The organism is Achromobacter aloeverae (assembly GCF_004121055.1).
In the GTDB taxonomy this organism is placed as follows: domain Bacteria; phylum Pseudomonadota; class Gammaproteobacteria; order Burkholderiales; family Burkholderiaceae_B; genus Bordetella_C; species Bordetella_C aloeverae.
In genome coordinates this window covers 227,035-248,069 of record NZ_PYAL01000006.1, presented here as the reverse complement: position 1 = coordinate 248,069, position 21,035 = coordinate 227,035, and the positions used below count along the sequence as shown (strand labels likewise).

Genomic DNA, 21,035 nt, shown 5'->3' with positions numbered 1-21,035 from the left:
CGCTTACTGCCAGACAGCCTTGCCGTCGGCGCCCTTGATTTCCTTCCAGGAGGCGCGGATTTCAGTGGTCACGGCCTCGGGCAGCGGCACGTAGTCCAGCGCCTCGGCGGCTTGCTGGCCGCTCTTGAAGGCCCAGTCGAAGAACGACAGCACGGCCTTGCCTTGCACCGGCTTGTCTTGCACCTTGTGCACCAGGATGAAGGTGGCCGACGTCACGGGCCACGAAGCGGCGCCCGGTTCGTTCGTCAGCACCACGCCCATGCCGGGCGCGCTCTTCCAGTCGGCGTTGGCGGCGGCGGCGGCGAAAGCCTTCTGCTCGGGCTGGACGAACTTGCCGTCCTTGTTCTCGAGCTGCGTCCAGGCCAGCTTGTTCTGCTTGGCGTAGGCGTATTCGACGTAGCCGATGGAGTTCTTCAGCTGGCCGACGTAGGCGGCGACACCTTCGTTACCCTTGCCACCCTGGCCCACGGGCCACTTGACCGACTTGCCTTCGCCCACTTCCGCCTTCCACGAAGCGGAAACCTTGGACAGGTAGTTGGTCCAGCCGAAGGTAGTGCCCGAGCCGTCCGAACGGTGCACGACGATGATGTCGGCCGACGGCAGCTTGATGTCGCCGTTCAGCTTCTTGATCGCGGCGTCGTCCCACTTCTTGACCTTGCCCTGGAAGATGTCAGCCAGGACCTGGCCCGACAGCTTCAGCTTGCCGGCCGGCACGCCGTCGATATTCACCACGGCAACGGTGCCGCCGATCACGGCGGGGAATTGCAGCAGGCCGTTCTTGTCCAGGTCGGCGCCGCTCATGGGATCGTCCGAAGCGCCGAAATCGACGGTCTTGGCGATGATCTGCTGCTGGCCGCCGCCCGAACCGATCGACTGATAGTTCACGGCATTGTTCGTGGCGGCCTTGTAGTCCGACGCCCACTTGGCGTAGACGGGATAGGGGAACGACGCACCGGCGCCGGTCACGTCGGCGGCCTGGACGGCGAAGACGGCGGCGCTCAGGGCGAAGCCAACGGAAATTTGCTTGAAGACACGCATCGTGGATTCCTTCTCGTGCTTGTTGGTGAAGTGCGGCAGACGTCAACACGCCTGTCTTGTGTCACGGGATCGGATCTTACGGAGGCTATGTGACACGATAGTGACAGTCACATACTGGTCAAAAAGTGACGGGGACAGAGCGCTCCCGGGCCACGCAACGAAAATGGAAATAATTTGAAACAATATGAATACCCGGCGGCCGATCCCGTCCAGGCGGCCCGGCGACTAAGCGAGACTGACGGCGCCCGGCCGCGGCGCCGCCCCCTGCGCAGGTGTCAGACGCCCAGGCGCTCGATCAGGTATTCATGCAGGGAAAACGGCGTCCCGCGGCTGCGTACGCGCGTGAAATTGCCGTCGGGCTGCTGCTGCCAGGACAGTTGGTTGTCACGCAAGGCATAGGTGAAGGCTTCGTCGATCACCCGCTTCTTCAGCGCCTTGTCGTTGATCGGGAACGCAATCTCCACCCGGCGGAAGAAGTTCCGGTCCATCCAGTCCGCGGACGACAGGTAGACCGTCTCCTTGCCCTGCGCGTAGAAGTAGAAAACCCGGGAGTGCTCCAGGAAGCGGCCCACGATGGAACGCACGCGGATGTTCTCGGACAAGCCCGGCACGCCCGCCCGCAGGGCGCACACGCCGCGCACGATCAAGTCTATCTTCACGCCCGCCTGGCTGGCCTCGTAGAGCTCCTGGATCACGCCGGCTTCCAGCAAGGAATTCATCTTGGCCATGATGCGCGACTTCTTGCCCTCGCGCGCGGCCCGCGCCTCGGCGCGGATCAACGCCACCATGCCGTCATGCATGCTGAACGGGGATTGCAGCAAGGCCTTCAGGCTGCGCCGCGCCCCCAGGCCGGTCAGCTGCGAGAACACCTTGTCCATGTCCTCGCAGATGGCCGGATCCGCGGTCAGCAGGCCGAAGTCCGTATATAGCCGGGCCGTGCGCGGATGGTAGTTGCCGGTGCCAAGATGGGCGTAGCGGCGCAAACGGCCCTTTTCGCGGCGCAGCACCAGCGCCATCTTGGCGTGCGTCTTGTGCCCCACCACGCCGTAGACGACGTGCGCGCCCACCTCCTCCAGCTTGGCGGCCCAGTTGATATTGGTCTGCTCGTCGAAGCGCGCCATCAGCTCCACGACCACCGTCACCTCCTTGCCGGCGCGCGCCGCCGCCAGCAGGATCTGCATCAGCTCGGAGTCCTCGCCGGTGCGGTAGATGGTCTGCTTGATGGCCATGACCTCGGGATCCAGCGCGGCGGCAGTCAGGAAGTCGATGACAGGCTGGAAGGACTGGTAGGGGTGGTGCAGCAGATGGTCGCCCGCCGCGATGGCGTCGAACATCTCGCCCGGATCCAGGGTGCGATCGAAGGGCGCCGGCACGGGCGCGCGGTACGTCGGGAACAGCAGGGACGGCCGGTCGGCGACATTGCACAGCTGCATCAGGCGCGACAGGTTCACCGGCCCGTTGACGCGATAGGTGTCGGAAGGCCCCAGCGAGAATTCGCGCTGCAGGAAGGCCTCCAGGTCCGGCGGGGTCAGCTTGTCGATCTCCAGCCGCACGGCCAGGCCGAAATTGCGCTGCGATAGTTCGCCTTGCAGCGCCAGGCGCAGGTTGGTTACTTCTTCTTCGTCGACGTACAGGTCGCTGTTGCGGGTGACCCGCCACTGGTAGCAGCCCGCCATCGTCATGCCGGGGAAGAGTTCGCCGACGAACGCGCGCATCAGCGACGTCAGCAGCACATAGCTGTCCTCGTGGCCCGACAGCTCGCTGGGCATGCGGATCAGGCGCGGCAAGGCGCGCGGCGCCTGCACGATGGCGATCGACGCCTTGCGTCCGAAAGCGTCCGTGCCCGACAGCGGCACGATGAAGTTCAGGCTCTTGTTGTAGACGCGGGGGAAAGGATGCGCCGGATCCAGGCCGATCGGCGTCAGCAGCGGCATGACATCGCGCGTGAAGGTCGCATGGGCCCACTGCAGCTGCGCCTCGTTCCATTCCGAAGCGTGATGCAGCGTGATGCCTTCGCGTTCCATGCGGGGCAGGATCTCGTCATTCAACAGGTCGTATTGCCGCGCCACCAGGGCGTGGGTGGCTTCCTGCACCTGCGCATAGGCCTCGCCCGGCGTCAGTCCGTCGCTGCCCACCAGGTTGGGCGTCTGCAATTGCTGCGCCTTCAGGCTCGATATGCGGATTTCGAAGAACTCGTCCAGGTTGGAACTGACGATACAGACGTAGCGCAGGCGTTCCAGCAGGGGCGTGGCGGGGTTCTCGGCCATCGCCAAAACACGTTCATTGAATTTGAGCAGCGACAGTTCCCGATTCAGGAACCAGGGCTCGACCGCTTTCTGAGTCATGCAGAGTCCGTTATGTTTATGTCAGTGAGACGCGGGGGCTTTTTACTTCAGTTTCGTGACAGTTCCATGACGAGCGCGATAAGCGTAACCGGAATTTCACACTCGTGCGCCCTTCCCGGGGCGCGGTCATATTGGGTCTCTATAATGGAGCGCATCAATGTCTTTATTGCAGCGCCGCATGGATCATCTTCTCGCCGCCGTCGACCTCGGTTCCAACAGTTTCCGCCTCTCCATAGGCCGAGTCACGCAGCAGGAGGGTTCCGAACAGATCTACCAGATCGACCGCCTCAAGGAAACCGTGCGCCTGGCTGCCGGCCTGGACGCCGACAAGCGCCTGTCCCCGGAGGCCATCGACCGTGCGGTCGCGGTGCTGGAACGTTTCGGCGAACGGCTGCGCAGCTTCCATCCCAACCGGGTGCGCGCCGTCGCCACCAATACCTTCCGGGTTGCCCGCAACACCGCCGACTTCCTGCCGCGCGCCGAAGCGGCGCTGGGCTTTCCCATCGAGGTCATCGCGGGCCGCGAGGAAGCGCGCCTGATCTTCTCCGGCGTGATCCACACCCTGCCCCCTTCGGCCAACAAGCGGCTGGTGATCGACATCGGCGGCGGCTCCACCGAAGTCATCATCGGCAAGGGCTTCGAACCGGGCCTGATGTCGTCGCTGTACATGGGCTGCGTCAGCTACAGCCGCCAGTTCTTCCAGGATGGCGTGGTGGACTCGCACCAGATGAAGCAGGCCGAACTGGCCGCGCGGCGCGAAATCGAAGTCATCTCGAAGCAGTATCGCAAGATGGGCTGGAAAGAGGCCTACGGCTCGTCCGGCACCGCCAAGGCGCTGTTCGCCATACTCACGGAATGTGGTTTTTCCACGACGGGCATTACCCGCGCCGGTCTGAACAAGCTCAAGGACCGCATCATCCGTTCGGGCCGCGTCATCCCGTCGGAGCTGCCGGGCATCAAGACCGAACGCGCCGATGTGCTGCCCGGCGGCCTGGCCATCATGAGCGCGCTGTTCGATGAGTTGAACATCGACGTCATGTACACCGGCGACGGCGCCTTGCGCCTGGGCGTGCTGTACGACCTGCTCGGCCGCGACGACCAGCACGACAAGCGCGATGAATCGGTGCGCCAGTTCATGCGGCGCTATCACATCGACCTGAACCAGGCGGCGCGTGTTCGGCGCTGCGCCCTGGCGCTGTTCTCGGGACTGACGTCGCCGGACAGCGAGCGCGGAGAGTTGAAGCACCTGCTGGGCTGGGCCGCCGACCTCCATGAGGTCGGACTGTCCATCGCACACAACGATTACCACAAGCATTCGGCCTACGTGCTGGGCAACGCCGACATGCCGGGATTCTCCCGCGCCGACCAGCAGGTGCTTGCCATGCTGGCCTTGGGCCACCAGGGCAAGCTGGCGAAGCTGGAGCCGTTGGTGCGCACGCGCGACCAGTGGCTGGCGGTGCTGTGCCTGCGCCTGGCGGTGCTGTTGTTGCGGCGCCGCGAAGATCTCGCCACCCTGCCCTTGACGCTGTCGGTGCGCGACAAGTCCATCGTGGTCCGGATCGACAGCGAATGGCTGGCCGCCCACCCGCTCAGCGACTTCACCCTGCGGAGCGAGGAATCAGAATGGCGAAAAGTAGGTTTCTCGTTCGAGCTGCTTGAGCTTTAGGCGAAAACGGCGGGTTGCCCGCCGTACCAGCCGGATCTTCATTCGTCTAAGGGTTCGGCGCATCGTCCTGTCCAGGATAAAGGATAAATGCCGCCGATCCCCCGGCGGCTAGGCCACCTTGCGGGCCAGGCCGTCGGCCTGGGCGGCTTGTTCCGCCGAGACTGCCGGCAGGCCGAAGTGCCGGCGATAACGCTCGTCCATGGCCAGCATGTCCAGCAAGACCGGGAAGTCCGCGGCATTGAAATCGGGATCCCAGGCCGGCTCCCCGCAGATCTTGGCGCCCAGCTTCAGGTAACCCTTGATCAGCGGCGGCACACGGGCCGGCAGGGTCGTGCTGTTCAACTTATCGACCGGGTAGCGATGCAGCGGTTCGACGCTGGGCAGCAACTTGTCCTTCAGATGGGGCGCGACGGCGCGCCACACTTCGGCGGCGGTCACGCCGTCGTCGCGCAGGCTGACGCTGGCGCAGCCCAGCAGATAACGGTACCCACCGCGGCGCATGTACTCCGCCACGCCGGACCACAGCAGCATGATGACCGTGCCGTTGCGGTGATCGGGATGGGTGCAGGACCGTCCGGCCTCGACCAGTTGGTCGCGCAAGGGGCCCAGGCCAGTCAGGTCGAACTCGGAGGCGGAGTAGTACCCGCCCGCTTCGCGCGCCTTCTCCGGCGTGAGCAGGCGATAGGTGCCGACGACGCGACCCGTGTCCAGTTCTTGCACCATGAGATGTTCGCACCAGGGATCGAAACGATCCTGGTCAATGCCGTCCTGGGCATCCGGAAAAACCGCGCCCATGTCTTCCGTGAAGACGCGGTAGCGCAAGCGCTGTATTTCCTCGATCTCTTCCGTCGTACGAGCGAGGCCGACAACCAGTCCCGTCGAGGCGGGACCGGACCAGGCTTCCGCCGTGGTGCGATCGGATTCGATACGAACTAGTTCGAGCATTTGGGCCAACTCCTAGGGTGTCCGCATAGTGTGGACGCCTTATATGTCAGGTAATTGACCGACATGTTACGTGACTGTGAAGCCTCGTGGCGGGTCGGCCTGGCCGGGTTTTACGGCTTTTTACCCGAAAAGAATAAGTCTGCAGTATTGACTAAGGACTAAGTCGTTTATACGACTTCAGTATCAAAAAACTGTCACAAATCGGGGGGAACGGGCCGCACGCTTGCGCCATGGCGGCCCTTTTTACGTCCTATCCGGCCAGGGATGCCGCCAATTGCTCGGCGCTGGCACGGGCCAGTCGCGCATCCTCGGCCTCCACCATCAGCCGCAACTTGGGCTCGGTCCCCGATGCGCGTATCAGCACGCGGCCGCGTCCCGCCAACTGCGCTTCCACGTCCGTGCGCGCCTGGGCCAGGCCAGCGTGGGTGCGCCAGTCGACGCCGGGCGTCAACGGCACGTTGATCATCTCCTGGGGATACATGCGCAGCTCGCCCAGCCATTCGGCCAGCGTCGCCGCATTGCGCCGCAGCGCCGTCAGCACTTGCAGCGCGGCGATGATGCCGTCGCCGGTGGTGTGGCAATCCAGGCAGATCAGGTGGCCGGAGCTCTCGCCGCCGTAGAGCCAGCCGCGCGCCTGCATCTGCTCCAGCACGTAGCGGTCGCCGACGGCGGCTCGTTCGAAACCGACGCCCAGTTTCTGCAATTGGCGTTCGAAGCCGTAGTTGGTCATCAACGTGCCGACGACCCCGGCCACCGGAGCCAGCTGCATGCGCGCGCGCACGATGGCGTACAGCAACTCGTCGCCGTTGTAGATGCGGCCATCGCCGTCCACCATTTGCAGGCGGTCGGCGTCGCCATCCAGCGCGATGCCGAGCTGGGCGCCACGCGCGCGGACCTCGGCCGCCAGCGAGTCCGGATGCAAGGCGCCGACGCCCTTGTTGATGTTGAAGCCGTCGGGCTGCACGCCGATGGCGTGGACCTCGGCACCCAGCTCCCGGAAAACATGGGGCGCGATGTGATAAGCGGCGCCATGCGCGGCGTCCACCACCAGCGTCAATCCCTTGAGATCCAGGTCGTTGGGGAAGGTGCTCTTGCAGAATTCGATATAGCGGCCGGCGGCATCATCGATACGCCGCGCACGGCCCAGCGCCTCGGAGCCCACGCAACCCAGCGGCTCGTCGATCGCCGCCTCGATGGCGTTCTCGACCTCGTCGGGCAGCTTCATGCCGCCCGAGGAAAAGAACTTGATGCCGTTGTCCTGGTAGGGGTTATGCGAGGCGCTGATGACGATGCCGGCCGACAGGCGCAGCGCGCGCGTCAGGTAGGCAACCGCCGGGGTCGGCACGGGGCCGGCCAGCAGCACGTCGATGCCGGCCGCGGACAAGCCCGCTTCCAGGGCGGACTCCAGCATATAGCCGGAAATGCGAGTGTCCTTGCCGATCAGCACCTTGGGACGTCCCGCGGTGGAAGACTTGCCCGCCAGCACGCGGCCGGCGGCGTAGCCCAGGCGCAATGCGAATTCCGCATTGATCACCGGGCCGCCCACTTCGCCCCGCACCCCGTCGGTGCCGAAATACTTACGTTGACTCATGCTGCAGCTCCCTGTTCAACGGCTTGCCAAATCTTCAAAGCATCGACGGTCTCCGCCACGTCATGCACCCGCACGATCGAGGCGCCCCGGGCGACGCAGGCGAGCGCACCGGCGATGCTGCCGGCGAGGCGGTCGCCCACCGGCCGCCCGGTGACGTTGCCGATCATGGACTTGCGGGAAAGTCCCACCAATAGCGGATAACTGGAGACGCGCAGGCTGGCCAGCCGGCGCAGCAACTGATAGTTCTGCTCGGTCGTCTTGCCGAACCCGAAACCGGGATCGAGCACGATGCGGCGCGGGTCGACCCAGGCCGCCCGCAGCTTTTGCGCACGGGCGCCGAGGAAGATGCCGATCTCCCCCAGCAGGTCCGCATACGTCGTGTCGTCCTGCATGGTGCGCGGCTCGCCCTTCATATGCATCACGCACAGGCCGCAGCGCGTCCGCGCGACCGCCTCGATGGCGCCCGGCAGGCGAAAACCGTAGATGTCGTTGATCATGTCCGCGCCGGCGTCCAGCACCGCGCGCATCACGCCAGGCTTGTAGGTGTCGATGGACAGCGGCACGCCGCAATCGCGCAGGCCCTCGACCACGGGCAGCAGGCGCGCGAGCTCGTCCTGCTCGGAGACTTCCGGTGCGCCGGGGCGCGTGGATTCGCCGCCGATATCGAGAATGCTGGCGCCATCGGCGATCAGCTTGCGCGCATGCGCGATGGCGGAATCGGGATCGTCGTGCGCACCGCCGTCGGAAAACGAATCGGGCGTGGTATTGACGATACCCATGACCAGCGGGCGCTCAAGGTCGAACTCGAAGCGCCCGCACAAAAAATTATTGGCCATAGTCTACTGACCGTACCGCCCTCAAACCGCCGCGGCGGTGCTGCCACCGGTCGCCAGGCCGCTGGGCGGCGTATCGGTGGAGTCCGACGGACCCTGGGGGGTCTTGGGCGGACGGGGCGGACGGCCGGCGATGATGTCGTCGATCTGGTCGGCGTCGATGGTTTCCCACTCAAGCAGCGCGGCCGTCATGGCCTCGACCTTGTCGCGGTTGTCTTCCAGGATCTTGCGCGCGACGCCGTATTGCTCGTCGATGATGCGCCGGATCGAGGAATCGACCTTCTGCATGGTCGCTTCCGACACGTGCGTGGTCTTGGTGACGCTGCGGCCCAGGAACACCTCTCCTTCGTTCTCCGCATAGACCATGGGGCCCAGTTCGTCGGTCATGCCGTAGCGGGTGACGATGTCGCGGGCGATGGCGGTGGCGCGCTCGAAGTCGTTCGACGCGCCGGTCGTCATCTGGTTCATGAAGAGTTCTTCGGCGATACGGCCGCCGAACAATACGGCAATGGTGCTCAGCAAGCGTAGCTTGTCCATGCTGTAGCGGTCCGTTTCCGGCAGCTGCATGGTCACGCCCAGCGCACGGCCGCGCGGGATGATGGTGACCTTGTGCACGGGATCCGTCTTGGGCAGCATGCGCGCGACGATGGCGTGGCCGGATTCATGGTACGCGGTGTTCTTGCGCTCTTCCTCGGGCATCACGATGGAGCGGCGTTCCGCGCCCATGATGATCTTGTCCTTGGCCTTTTCGAAGTCGGACATGTCCACCGTGCGGCCATTGCGACGGGCAGCGAACAGGGCGGCCTCATTGACCAGGTTGGCGAGGTCGGCGCCGGAGAAACCCGGCGTGCCGCGCGCCAGCACCGACGCGTCGACGTTGGGCGACAGCGGCACCTTGCGCATATGGACCTTGAGGATCTGGTCGCGGCCGCGGATATCGGGCAGCGGCACCACGACCTGGCGGTCGAAGCGGCCCGGGCGCAGCAGCGCCGGATCCAGCACGTCGGGACGGTTGGTGGCGGCGATGACGATGACACCCTGGCCGGACTCGAAGCCGTCCATTTCCACCAGCATCTGGTTCAGGGTCTGTTCACGCTCATCGTTGCCACCGCCCAGGCCCGCGCCACGCTGGCGGCCGACCGCATCGATTTCATCGATGAAGATGATGCAGGGCGCATGCTTCTTGGCGTTCTCGAACATGTCGCGCACGCGAGCCGCGCCCACGCCGACGAACATTTCGACGAAGTCCGAACCCGAAATGCTGAAGAAGGGCACCTTGGCCTCGCCGGCAATGGCCTTGGCCAGCAGCGTCTTGCCGGTACCCGGCGAACCGACCATCAGCACGCCGCGGGGAATGCGGCCGCCCAGCTTCTGGAACTTGCTGGGGTCGCGCAGGAAATCCACCAGTTCCTGCACGTCTTCCTTGGCCTCGTCGCAACCGGCGACGTCCGCGAAGGTAATCTGGTTGGTGTTCTCGTCCAGCATGCGCGCACGCGACTTGCCGAAGCTGAATGCACCGCCGCGGCCGCCGCCTTGCATCTGCCGCATGAAGAATATCCAGACCCCGATCAGCAACAGCATCGGGAACCACGACACGAAAATATTCATCAACAAGGACTGCTCTTCGCGCGCCTTGCCGGAAACCTGCACACCGTACTTAAGCAGGTCGGAGACCATCCACAAGTCGCCCGGCGAAGTCAGCGTATACGGGCGGCCCGCGTCCGGCGTCACGTAGAGCACGTCGCCTTGCACGTCCACCTTGCGGATGCGGCCAGCCTTGGCATCATCCATGAATTGCGTATAGCTGACGCCGTCCTGCGATTGGGTGCGTCCGTCGAACTGCTTGAATACCGTGAACAGCACAAGTGCGATCACCATCCAGACCGCGACTTTGGAAAATGAATTGTTCAAGGCGAATCTCCTGCTTTCGATTCTGACCGGTGGCTGCGGCAAGCATTGCCATAGGACACAACCACAAGTATGTCAATAGCCATTCTACCCCGTGGAGGGCATGCGTGGGCTGATCCCTAAGGATCGTCGATTAATTCGAGTGGATCATAAAAAGGGGCGTATGGCTGAAATGAGGAGTGACCTCGCTAGGCTTTAAGGGTCCGTCCAACCAAAAAGGTCTCCGAGGAGTTCGAGCGCGACGCCTTGGGTTTGCGCTCGACCACGCGCTTGAAGCGTTTCTTGAACGACTCGACAATCTGCGAAAACCCGCTTCCATGGAAGGCCTTGACGATAAGGGCGCCGTCCGGTTTCAGATGGGCGCGTGAAAATTCGAGAGCGAGATCGCAAACATGCTGGATGCGCGCGGCGTCGGCGGACTCGACTCCCGACAGGTTGGGGGCCATATCGGAAATTACAAGGTCTACCGCCCGGCCTTCCAAAAGATTTTCCAATTGTTTCAAAACGGCGTCCTCGCGGAAGTCGCCTTGAATGAATTCGACGCCCGCGATGGGCTCCATCGGCAGGATATCCAGGGCGAAAATACGGCCGTCTATCACCCCGCCGGGGCCGACCAGGCGCTCGCGCGCCACTTGGGACCAGCTGCCGGGGGCGGAGCCCAGGTCGACGACGATGTCGCCCCGCCGGAGAAGTTTCTCGGTTTCGATGATTTCCAGCAGCTTGAAGGCCGCGCGCGCCCGATAACCCTTTTGTTGCGCCATCTTCACATAAGGGTCGTTGATGTGCTGGTGCAACCAGTCTTTGGAGAATTTATTCTTGGCCATTCCCGTACAATTCCGCCATGCCTATATTAGAAATTACATCCCGCGAACGTAGCGCCCTGCGCTCGGCCGCCCATCCGCTGCGCCCCGTCGTCCTGATCGGCGACAAGGGCCTTTCCGACGCGGTGCTCAAGGAAATCGATCTGAACCTGACTTCGCACGGCCTGATCAAGGTGCGCGCGGGGGGTGACGACCGCGAAGCCCGCGAGGAGATGCTGGCGCACATTTGCGACGTATTATCCTGCGCGCCGGTGCATCACCTGGGCAAAATGCTGATTCTCTATCGTCCGCTGGCCAACGGCGTGTCGGTATTGCCACAAGCCGCGCCCGCGGGCGACGCCCGCCCGAAGCGCAAGGCGTCCGAGCCCCACGTGCCGAAGAAGCTGGCCGCCGCCGGCAAGACCCTGACCAAGCCCTCTCGCGCGCCGCGCCGCGAGGAAGAAGAGGCGCCGCGCAACCGCTATGCGGCATCCGAACTGAACAAGGCCGGCAAGCCCATGCGCCCCAGCACCCGCAAGACCGCCGCCCCGGCGCACGGCATTCCGCGCCGCACCGGCAGCGCCTTGAGCCTGCGGGCCGGCGCCCGTTCCGGCATCCAGCGCGGCACGGTGGGACGCAAGTCGGCCAAGCGCTGACGCGGGGGCGGCTGCAAGCCGCCGCCATATATCCAGGCCACCATCCGTCCAGGCCACTATCCAAGCCTTCGGGCGGGGCCTCCGTCATCCTGGCTCATGCCTGGACGACGGCCAGGGATTACAGGTACTGGATGCTGATGACTTCGTATTCGCGCAAGCCAGAAGGCGCCTGTACTTCCACCACATCGCCTTCCGACTTGCCGATCAGCGCACGGGCAACCGGGCTGGACACGGAAATCATGTTGGCGCGGATGTCGGCCTCCACGTCGCCGACGATCTGGTAGACCACGCGATCGCCCGAATCCAGGTCCTCGATCTCCACCGTCGCGCCGAAAACCGCACGGCCGTCCGTGTCCAGTTCCTGCGGATTGATGATCTGCGCGTTGGACAAGGTGCCTTCAAGCTCGGCGATGCGGCCTTCGATGAAGCCCTGGCGCTCGCGCGCGGCGTCATATTCGGCGTTCTCGGACAGGTCGCCCTGCGCGCGCGCTTCGGCGATGGCATTGATCACCGAAGGCCGTTCGATGGTTTTGAGCCGGTGCAACTCTTCGTGCAGGCGTTTGGCGCCGCGCACCGTCAACGGAATCGCAGACATAACTTTTCCCAACAAAGTAGAAAACGCCCCACCAGGGAGCGTTCAGACCAAGGTCGTGCCAGGCGGGAGTGCGTCTTACGGCGCACCGCGACAGGGGGAATCCGATACGCTCCTCGCCTCGAGCCCGCTCTTCCTGAGCCGTAATCGAACCGGCGGCGGCAAGCTTCGACCAAAAAACAAAACCGCCCCCTTTTGGCGCGTCTCGCGCCGCTTGCGGCCCTGGAGATATGCAACAGGGACGCTTCTTGTCATGGGGCGGCCCGGCGACAAAAAACCCCGGCTCGGATCTGAACCGGGGCAAGCAGATGACATTGTCGGCAACTTTCAGGGGAATTGCAAGCCGTCCCCAATATCTCCGAATCAGCGTGCCGGGCGTAGCAGCGCGTACAGGATGATGGCGCCGAAAGTGGCTGTCCCGATCCCGCCCAGCGCGAATCCGCCCAGATGGACCGTGAAGTCCCCGGCGCCCATGATCACGGTCACCGCGGCGGTGATCAGGTTGCGGTTGTCGGCGAAGTCGACCCGGTTGACGATCCAGATCCGTGCGCCGGCGACGGCGATCAGCCCGAAGACCACCACCGACATGCCGCCCAGCACCGGGCCCGGTATGGTCTGGATCAATGCCCCGAATTTCGGCGAGAAACCCAGCAGGATGGCGATCAAGGCGGCGACCACGAAGACCAGCGTGGAGTAGATGCGCGTCACGGCCATGACGCCGATGTTTTCCGCGTAGGTGGTGACGCCCGTCCCGCCGACCGCGCCCGACAGCATGGTCGCCACGCCGTCGCCGACGAAGGCGCGGCCCAGGTAGCGATCCAGGTCCTGGCCGGTCATGGCGCTGACGGCCTTGATGTGGCCAAGGTTTTCCACCACCAGGATGATGGCGACCGGCACGATCAAGCCCAGCGCGGGCGCGGAGAAGACCGGCGCGGCGAACCGCGGCAGCCCCAGCCAGGGCGCCGCCGCGACGGCCGAGAAGTCGATCGGCTTGCCCAGGCCCATGACATTGGCGCAAATGGCGTAGATCACGCAAGCCGCGACCAGGCCCGCCAGGATCAGCAGGCGCTGCAGCATGCCCTTGGCGCGCACCGCGATTATGCCCACGCACAGCATCGTGACGATGGCCATGCTGGCGTCGAAGCCTGATGCGCCCATGGCCCCCTTGGCGGCGATCGGCGCCAGGTTCAGGCCGATCACCACCACCACGGCGCCGGTGACCACCGGCGGCATCAAGGCCTCGATCCACCCTGCCCCGCCACCGGTCCTGGCATTGGCCACCCAGACCAGGGCGCCGATTAGCGCATAGACGGCGCCGCAGGCGATGATGCCGCCCAGCGCCACGCCGACGTTGGGGTTAGGCCCGGCGCCGGCATAGCCGGTCACCGCGATGACACCGCCGATGAAGGCGAAGCTGGATCCCAGGTAGCTGGGCACGCGGCCGCCGACGAACAGGAAGAAGACCAGCGAGCCCACGCCCGACATCAGGATCGCGACGTTGGGGTCGAACCCCATCAGCAGGGGCGCCAGCACCGTCGAGCCGAACATCGCGACGACATGCTGCAAGCCCATGGCGGCGGTCTTGGGCCAGGGCAGGCGTTCATCGGGCGCCATGACGGTCCCGGGCACCAGCTCCCGGATCAGTCGCCAGCGTGGAAAGTAGGAACCTGGCATGCACTCCCCCGGTTTGAATCAGGCAGGTTTTATGAAGATAGGCCGCAGGATCGCGGCCATAGGCTCGCGATCAATTGCGAAAGATTGATGAAGTTGCAAGGCTGCTAGGAACAACGGAGGAATAGTGCGGATACATTACCGCCGTCGTTACGCCTTATTTACATCCAAACACATGGATGACAAGGCGGCCGCAAGTTTAGAGGCGCTTAAGGTTTTCTGAAAGCCCGTCGTTAATCGTTATGCACTATCAGCTGGTCGCGCGCTTCGGAGCAAGCCGCCACGCCAGCGTCCCGCGCGCCGCGGGGACCGTTCATCAATGCGGATGGACGGCGAGCGGCGGCCAATCTGACATCGGAGCCTTTCCATCATGACGTCGATTTCCTCCCTGACCAGCACGCTGGCGTCCTATACGCAAGTCAATTCCCGGACCACGCAATCGTCCAGCCAGGCCAACGGCACCGACGGTTCCGGCAGCACCGAGGCCGCCAGCGGCGTGGCGGGTGCCTCGGGCGCCGCCAGCAGCCAGAAGGCCGGCGGCGCCGGCGCGATGGGCGGCGCGGGCGCCTCGTCGTCCTCCTCCAGCGATTCCAGCGCGGAACAGCAGCAACTGGAAAAGCTGCAGGAGCAACTGCGCCAGGTCCAGCAGCAGATCCAGCGCCTGCAGGCCAGCAATGTGTCGGAGGACGTAAAGAACGCGCAACTTCAGTCCCTGAACTCCGAGGCCATGCAGTTGCAAGGCCAGATCACCCAGCTCCAGCAGCAGATCGCCCAGGAAGCGAGCGGCTCGATCACCGCCTGAGGAAGGACGGGGGCAACGGACAAGCACAAGGGCGCCACGGCGCCCTTATACGTTCACAACGGCGCCACGCCCCCCTTGTCCGTTCACAAGGGCGCCACGGCCCCCCTATCCGTTCACAAGGACGCCTCGGCCGCCTCTGTCCATTTACACGGGCGCGAAGGCGCCCTTGTCCATTTCTCGGTACCATCGCGGGTGTTGCCAACCCGACCTGACCGTACTGGCGCGCACGCCCGGCCGCCGCGCCCCGCCATTCCCCATGACTACCGAAATCTGGCTCATCCGCCACGGCGAAACCCCCTGGAATCGCGCCCGCCGCCTGCAAGGCTGGAAGGATATTCCGCTCAACGAGGAAGGCGCCAGCCAGGCCGCGAAGCTGGCCCGGCGCCTGACGCGCGATGCGCAGACCGGCCCGTTCGAGGCCATCTACAGCAGCGACCTGCAACGCGCCCACGATACCGCCCAGGCGGCGGCCGACCTGCTGCAACTGCGCGTGCGCCCCGAACCCGGCTTGCGCGAGCGCTGCTACGGCGTGCTGGAGGGCCTGGCCATGGATGAACTCGAACAACACCAGCCCGAGGCCGCGGCGGCCTGGCGCAGCCGGGAGCCCGACCGCCAGCTGGAAGGCGGCGAAAGTTTGCGCCAGTTCCGCGACCGCGTGGTGACGACCATGGAAGACGTGGTCGCCCGCCATCCCGACGCCCGCGTGCTGCTGTTCGCCCATGGCGGCGTACTCGACATCGCCTGGCGTCATGCGCAGCGCATCCCGCTGAACCACCCGCGCGACGCCGTGCTGCTCAATACCGCCGTCAACCGCCTGAGTCATGCGGACGGGCATTGGAGCATCATGGGCTGGGGCGACATCAGCCACATCGACGCGGCAGGCGACGATATCGTCTGAGCCGCCTGGCCGCCCGGATTCGAATACCAGCGCGCCTCGGCATGAGGGACTGCGGGACTGGCCAGAGCCGTCTCCTGCTCGCCCGGCGGCCCTGCCGCCCTATTCGCCTTGCCGCGGCTTGCGCGGCGCCTTGCGGGCCAGGCGGTCGTACACCGCATTCGGCAACACCCGCATCAAGCGCGCGACGATGCCCATCTGCCACGGAATCACCGTATAGGAAACGCCACGCGCGATGGCATCCGCCGCCCGGCGGGCAAAATCGTCCGCGTCCATCAGGAAGGGCATGGCGTACGGATTGTGCGCGGTCATCTCGGTGCGCACGTAGCCTGGTGCGATGGTGACCACGCGCAGCCCGTCCGCCACCACCTCGTTACGCAGGCTTTCGCAATAGGCGGTGACCGCCGCCTTCGAGGCGCTGTAGGCGCCGGCCCCCGGCAGGCCGCGCACGCCGGCCACGCTGGATATGCCCACCAGCGTTCCGCCGCCGGCTTCGCGCATGGCGCCGATGAAAGGCTCGAACGTCGCCACCATGGCCATGACATTGGTCTGCATGACCGCGTCAAAGACGTCGTGGTCCTCCGGATGCTCGGTCAGCGTGCCCACGCTGATGCCGGCGCTGGCGATGACGATATCGACCCGGCCGCCGCTGCGCGCGATGAAATCATGCGCGGCCGCGTGCAGGGCGTCCCGGTCCCGCACGTCCACGCCGTAGCAGGCATGTGCGTCGGGATTGGGCAGGCTGTCGGCCAGCGCGCGCAGGCGTTCGCCGCGCCGACCCAGCAGCCCCAGCGTGGCGCCCTGCCGGCCGTAGTGCTCGGCCAGCGCGTGGCCCAGCCCGCTGCTGGCCCCGGTGATGAATACATGTTTCGGCATGAGGCCTCCCTTGTCCGTGCCGCCTTGGATAAGGCGAACGCCGGCGCTCCGTGCGTGCCCCGGCAGGGCCGGGACGACGGACATATCCACAAGCGCAAGCGCGGTTGAAAAGAAAAGGCCAGGCTTGCGGCCTGGCCTCGGTCGGAGGGCATGGCTACCGCCGCGCCCTCCCCATCACAGGAAGATCCAGGCCAGGATGCCCAGCACCAGGGCCCACTTCATCACGTAGTACAGCGGCTTGTTCTTCTTCTTGACCGCCTTGCCGAAGCGCCGCACCGCGTAGACCGAACCGAAGATGCGGTTGATGCCACCCGTGCGGTCGCCCTCCTGGTTGGGCGAGGACGCCGCGCGCAGCAGCAGGCCGCCCAGGAAATGGTTGACCGCCTGGGCCCAGCGGTAGCGCATCGGCCGCTCGATATCGGCGAACAGGATGATGCGGTTGACGTCGGTCTTGTTCTCGGCGTAGTGGATGAAGGTCTCGTCGAACATCACCGCTTCGCCGTCACGCCAATAGTATGTCTGGCCATCCACGTCGATGTAGCAGGCAGGATCGTTGGGCGTGATCAGGCCCATGTGATAGCGCAGCGAGCCGGCATAGGGATCGCGATGCCGCGGCAGGCGGCTGCCGGGCGGCAGCGCCGCGAACATGGCGGCCTTCACCGAAGGAATATCGGCCAGCAGCCGGGTGGTCACCGGGCACAGCGCGGTCGCCGAGGGATGGTCGGTGCCGTACCACTTCAGGTAGAAACGCTTCCAGCCGCTCTTGAAGAAGGAGTTGAAGCCGGCGTCGTTGTATTTGTCGGAAACCTTGATGTGGCCCGCCGAAAAGAGCTGCTCGGCCTCGGCGCGGATTTCTTCCCAGCGCTCCTGCAGCACTTTCAGCTCCGGAAACTCCGACAGCGGCAGGTAGGGCTGGTTGGGCACGCGCGAAAACGCGTACATGAAGACGTTGATGGGCGACGTGAACGTGGAGTGATCCAGCGCCTGGCGCGCGAACGCGTGCCGCACACGGCCACGATAGTGCACGACGAAGGCACATACCACGAACAACGCGAGTATCCACCATTTCATGATCGACTCCTGACGACATCCAACCGTTCCAACGAACAGAGCGGCCTTGCGCCGCCCTTTACCGTTCGCGGGCCGCCGTAGCGGCCCGTTCTTACGCCGCCTTGGTCAGCGACGCGTGCAGCTCCTGCAGCGGATAGACCTGCAACCCATGCCCTTGGCGCAGGTACTGCAAGCCTTCCACCGCCGCCCGGGCGCCGGCGATCGTCGTGTAGAACGTCACCCGCGCCGCCAGCGACTGCGTACGTATCGTGCGCGAATCGGCGATGGCGTTACGACGTTCCTCGACGGTATTGATCACCAGCGAGATTTCGCCGTTCTTCAACATGTCGACCACGTGCGGCCGGCCTTCCGTGACCTTGGAAACCACCTGCACCGGAATGCCGGCGGCCTCGATCTCGGACGCCGTGCCGCGCGTCGCCACCAGCTTGAAGCCCAGGGCGTGCAAGCCGCGGGCCACTTCGACCGCGCGCGGCTTGTCCTGGTTCTTCACGCTGATGAAGGCCGTGCCGGAATCGGGCAGGCGCACGCCCGCCGCCAGCTGCGACTTGACGAAGGCTTCGCCGAAGCTGGTGCCCACGCCCATGACTTCGCCGGTGGACTTCATTTCCGGGCCCAGGATCGTATCGACGCCGGGGAACTTGACGAAGGGGAACACCGCTTCCTTCACCGAGAAGTACGGCGGCACCACTTCCTTCGTCACGCCCTGGTCGGCCAGGGTGCGGCCGGCCATGGCGCGCGCGGCGATCTTGGCCAGTTGCAGGCCGGTGGCCTTGGACACGTAGGGAACCGTACGCGATGCGCGCGGGTTCACTTCCAGCACGTAGACGTCGCCGCCCTGGATGGCGAACTGCACGTTCATCAAGCCGCTGACGTTCAGGGCCTTGGCCATCATGCCGGTCTGGCGCTTGATCTCGGCGATGACATCGGCCGACAGCGAGTACGGCGGCAGGCTGCAGGCGGAATCGCCCGAGTGCACGCCGGCCTGTTCGATGTGTTCCATCACGCCGCCGATGAAGACGGTGTGGCCGTCGGCCAGGCAGTCGACGTCGACTTCCGTGGCGTTGTTCAGGAAGCGGTCCAGCAGCACCGGCGAATCATTGCTGACCTTGACCGCCTCGCGCATATAGCGTTCGAGGTCCTGCTGCTCATGGACGATTTCCATGGCGCGGCCGCCCAGCACGTAGCTGGGACGCACCACCAGCGGGTAGCCGATCTCGGTGGCGTGCGCCAGGGCTTCGGCTTCCGTGCGCGCGGTGCGGTTGGGCGGCTGGCGCAGGCCCAGCTTGTTGAGCAGCTTCTGGAAGCGCTCGCGGTCTTCGGCGACGTCGATCGATTCCGGGCTGGTGCCGATGATGGGCACGCCGTTGGCTTCCAGCGCGCGCGCCAGCTTCAGCGGCGTCTGGCCGCCGTACTGCACGATCATGCCGACGGGGTTTTCCTTGTGCACGATCTCCAGCACGTCTTCCAGCGTCAGCGGCTCGAAGTACAGGCGGTCGGAGGTGTCGTAGTCGGTCGACACGGTTTCCGGGTTGCAGTTGACCATGATGGTTTCATAGCCATCCTCGCGCAACGCCAGGGCGGCATGCACGCAGCAGTAGTCGAACTCGATGCCCTGGCCGATGCGGTTGGGACCGCCGCCCAGCACGATGATCTTCTTGCGGTCCGTCGGCGCGGCCTCGCACTCTTCCTCGTAGGTCGAGTACATGTAGGCCGTGCGGGTGGCGAATTCGGCCGCGCAGGTGTCCACGCGCTTGTAGACCGGACGCACGTTGAGCTGGTGGCGCAGGCGGCGCACTTCCATTTCCGACGTGTCGAGCAGGAATGCCAGGCGCCGGTCGGAGAAGCCGCGGCGCTTGAGCTGCCACAAGGTGTCGTAGTCGAGGTCGGCCAGGGTCTTCTGCTCCAGGGCCAGCTCGATATCGACGATTTCCTTGATCTGCGCCAGGAACCACGGATCGATATGGGTCAGCGCATGCACCTCGTCCAGGGTAAAGCCCTGGGCGAAGGCGTCGCCCACGTACCAGATGCGTTCCGGACCGGGCTCGCCCAGCTCGGCCTGCAGCTTCTCGCGGTCGGTGGTCTTCTGGTTCAGGCCGTCCACGCCCACTTCCAGGCCGCGCAAGGCTTTCTGGAAGGACTCCTGGAAGGTGCGGCCGATGGCCATCACCTCGCCCACCGATTTCATCTGGGTGGTCAGGCGGGCGTCGGCGGTGGGGAATTTCTCGAAGGCGAAGCGCGGCACCTTGGTGACCACGTAGTCGATGGTCGGCTCGAAGGAGGCCGGCGTGGCGCCGCCCGTGATTTCGTTCTTCAGCTCGTCCAGCGTATAGCCGACCGCCAGGCGCGCGGCGACCTTGGCGATGGGGAAGCCGGTGGCCTTGGAGGCCAGCGCCGACGAACGCGACACCCGCGGATTCATTTCGATGACGATCATGCGGCCATTGGCCGGGTTGACCGCGAACTGCACGTTGGACCCGCCGGTATCGACGCCGATCTCGCGCAGCACCGCGATGGAGGCGTCGCGCATGATCTGGTATTCCTTGTCCGTCAGCGTCTGCGCCGGGGCCACGGTGATGGAGTCGCCGGTGTGCACGCCCATGGGATCGAGGTTCTCGATCGAGCAGACGATGATGCAGTTGTCGGCGCGATCGCGCACGACTTCCATCTCGAACTCTTTCCAGCCCAGCAGCGACTCTTCGATCAGCAGCTCGCTGGTCGGCGAGGCTTCCAGGCCGCGTCGGCAGATGGTTTCGAATTCCTCGGCGTTGTAGGCGATGCCGCCGCCCGAACCGCCCATGGTGAAACTGGGGCGGATCACCGCCGGGAAGCCGGACGTACCGACTTCGGCCGCGATGCGGCGCTGCACGTCCCAGGCCTCTTCCATCGAATGGGCGACGCCCGACTTGGCCGACTCAAGGCCGATGTCGGTCATGGCCTGCTTGAATTTCTGGCGATCCTCGGCCTTCTCGATGGCCTGCTCGTTGGCGCCGATCAGCTCGACCTTGTAGCGCTCCAGCACGCCATGATGGGCCAGGTCCAGGGCGCAGTTCAGCGCGGTCTGGCCACCCATGGTCGGCAGCAGCGCGTCGGGACGCTCGCGCTCGATGATCTTCTCGACCGCCTGCCAGGTAATGGGCTCGATGTAGGTCACATCGGCCGTTTCCGGGTCGGTCATGATGGTGGCGGGGTTGCTGTTCACCAGGATGGTGCGGTAACCCTCCGCCTTCAGGGCCTTGCACGCCTGCGCGCCGGAATAGTCGAATTCGCAGGCCTGGCCGATGATGATGGGGCCGGCCCCGATGATGAGGATGCTTTTAATGTCTGTACGCTTGGGCATGGTGCAATC

16 protein-coding genes are annotated in these 21,035 nt (G+C 65.0%); 4 read left to right on the top strand and 12 right to left on the bottom strand.

Features of this window, described 5'->3' with window-relative positions; genetic code table 11:
• Positions 1–3: 3 nt before the first annotated feature.
• Together pstS and ppk1 are read right to left on the bottom strand one after the other, a co-directional pair.
• The gene (pstS, locus tag C7R54_RS20325; RefSeq protein WP_129152250.1) at positions 4–1,038 is read right to left on the bottom strand and encodes a phosphate ABC transporter substrate-binding protein PstS; all 1,035 of its coding nucleotides are present in this window, start codon (positions 1,036–1,038) and stop codon (positions 4–6) included.
• A 275-nt stretch (positions 1,039–1,313) separates the two neighbouring features.
• Positions 1,314–3,383, bottom strand: a complete 2,070-nt coding sequence (gene ppk1 / locus C7R54_RS20320) for a polyphosphate kinase 1 (protein WP_129152249.1) — start codon at positions 3,381–3,383, stop codon at positions 1,314–1,316.
• 178 nt (positions 3,384–3,561) lie between these two features.
• Between ppk1 and ppx the strand changes: the two genes are divergently transcribed.
• Positions 3,562–5,049: an exopolyphosphatase gene (ppx, locus tag C7R54_RS20315; protein WP_129152461.1), complete on the top strand. Its 1,488-nt coding sequence runs from the start codon at positions 3,562–3,564 to the stop codon at positions 5,047–5,049.
• A gap of 108 nt (positions 5,050–5,157) precedes the next feature.
• Here the strand turns inward: ppx and C7R54_RS20310 are convergent, their stop codons facing one another.
• The 5 genes from C7R54_RS20310 to C7R54_RS20290 all read right to left on the bottom strand — a co-directional run bounded on the left by C7R54_RS20310 (position 5,158) and on the right by C7R54_RS20290 (position 11,150).
• Positions 5,158–5,994 carry a GNAT family N-acetyltransferase gene (locus C7R54_RS20310; protein WP_129152248.1) on the bottom strand — a complete coding sequence of 279 codons (837 nt, stop codon included), beginning with the start codon at positions 5,992–5,994 and terminating at the stop codon, positions 5,158–5,160.
• Between the two features lie 250 nt (positions 5,995–6,244).
• Positions 6,245–7,585 carry a phosphoglucosamine mutase gene (glmM, locus tag C7R54_RS20305; protein WP_129152247.1) on the bottom strand — a complete coding sequence of 447 codons (1,341 nt, stop codon included), beginning with the start codon at positions 7,583–7,585 and terminating at the stop codon, positions 6,245–6,247.
• The gene (folP, locus tag C7R54_RS20300; RefSeq protein WP_129152246.1) at positions 7,582–8,421 is read right to left on the bottom strand and encodes a dihydropteroate synthase; all 840 of its coding nucleotides are present in this window, start codon (positions 8,419–8,421) and stop codon (positions 7,582–7,584) included. The genes glmM and folP overlap by 4 nt, the downstream gene beginning before the upstream one ends.
• Before the next feature lie 21 nt (positions 8,422–8,442).
• The gene (gene ftsH / locus C7R54_RS20295; protein WP_129152245.1) at positions 8,443–10,329 is read right to left on the bottom strand and encodes an ATP-dependent zinc metalloprotease FtsH; all 1,887 of its coding nucleotides are present in this window, start codon (positions 10,327–10,329) and stop codon (positions 8,443–8,445) included.
• A 185-nt stretch (positions 10,330–10,514) separates the two neighbouring features.
• On the bottom strand, positions 10,515–11,150 hold the full coding sequence (locus tag C7R54_RS20290; protein ID WP_129152244.1) for an RlmE family RNA methyltransferase: 636 nt from the start codon (positions 11,148–11,150) through the stop codon (positions 10,515–10,517).
• Between the two features lie 17 nt (positions 11,151–11,167).
• Between C7R54_RS20290 and C7R54_RS20285 the strand changes: the two genes are divergently transcribed.
• On the top strand, positions 11,168–11,782 hold the full coding sequence (locus C7R54_RS20285; RefSeq protein ID WP_129152243.1) for a YhbY family RNA-binding protein: 615 nt from the start codon (positions 11,168–11,170) through the stop codon (positions 11,780–11,782).
• Positions 11,783–11,900: 118 nt separating this feature from the next.
• Here C7R54_RS20285 and greA read toward each other — a convergent pair whose 3' ends face one another.
• Together greA and C7R54_RS20275 are read right to left on the bottom strand one after the other, a co-directional pair.
• Positions 11,901–12,377, bottom strand: a complete 477-nt coding sequence (gene greA / locus C7R54_RS20280) for a transcription elongation factor GreA (RefSeq protein WP_129152242.1) — start codon at positions 12,375–12,377, stop codon at positions 11,901–11,903.
• Positions 12,378–12,737: 360 nt separating this feature from the next.
• Positions 12,738–14,048: a solute carrier family 23 protein gene (locus tag C7R54_RS20275; protein WP_129152241.1), complete on the bottom strand. Its 1,311-nt coding sequence runs from the start codon at positions 14,046–14,048 to the stop codon at positions 12,738–12,740.
• 367 nt (positions 14,049–14,415) lie between these two features.
• On the opposite strand from C7R54_RS20275, the gene C7R54_RS29295 reads away from it, so the two are divergent.
• Positions 14,416–14,847 carry a hypothetical protein gene (locus C7R54_RS29295; RefSeq protein ID WP_240039622.1) on the top strand — a complete coding sequence of 144 codons (432 nt, stop codon included), beginning with the start codon at positions 14,416–14,418 and terminating at the stop codon, positions 14,845–14,847.
• A gap of 256 nt (positions 14,848–15,103) precedes the next feature.
• Positions 15,104–15,745, top strand: a complete 642-nt coding sequence (locus tag C7R54_RS20265; RefSeq protein ID WP_129152240.1) for a histidine phosphatase family protein — start codon at positions 15,104–15,106, stop codon at positions 15,743–15,745.
• Between the two features lie 99 nt (positions 15,746–15,844).
• On the opposite strand, the gene C7R54_RS20260 is transcribed toward C7R54_RS20265, so the two are convergent.
• The 3 genes from C7R54_RS20260 to carB all read right to left on the bottom strand — a co-directional run bounded on the left by C7R54_RS20260 (position 15,845) and on the right by carB (position 21,026).
• On the bottom strand, positions 15,845–16,618 hold the full coding sequence (locus C7R54_RS20260; RefSeq protein WP_129152239.1) for an SDR family oxidoreductase: 774 nt from the start codon (positions 16,616–16,618) through the stop codon (positions 15,845–15,847).
• 174 nt (positions 16,619–16,792) lie between these two features.
• Positions 16,793–17,689: a lipid A hydroxylase LpxO gene (gene lpxO / locus C7R54_RS20255; RefSeq protein WP_129152238.1), complete on the bottom strand. Its 897-nt coding sequence runs from the start codon at positions 17,687–17,689 to the stop codon at positions 16,793–16,795.
• A 91-nt stretch (positions 17,690–17,780) separates the two neighbouring features.
• The gene (carB, locus tag C7R54_RS20250; protein WP_129152237.1) at positions 17,781–21,026 is read right to left on the bottom strand and encodes a carbamoyl-phosphate synthase large subunit; all 3,246 of its coding nucleotides are present in this window, start codon (positions 21,024–21,026) and stop codon (positions 17,781–17,783) included.
• Positions 21,027–21,035 lie beyond the last annotated feature (9 nt).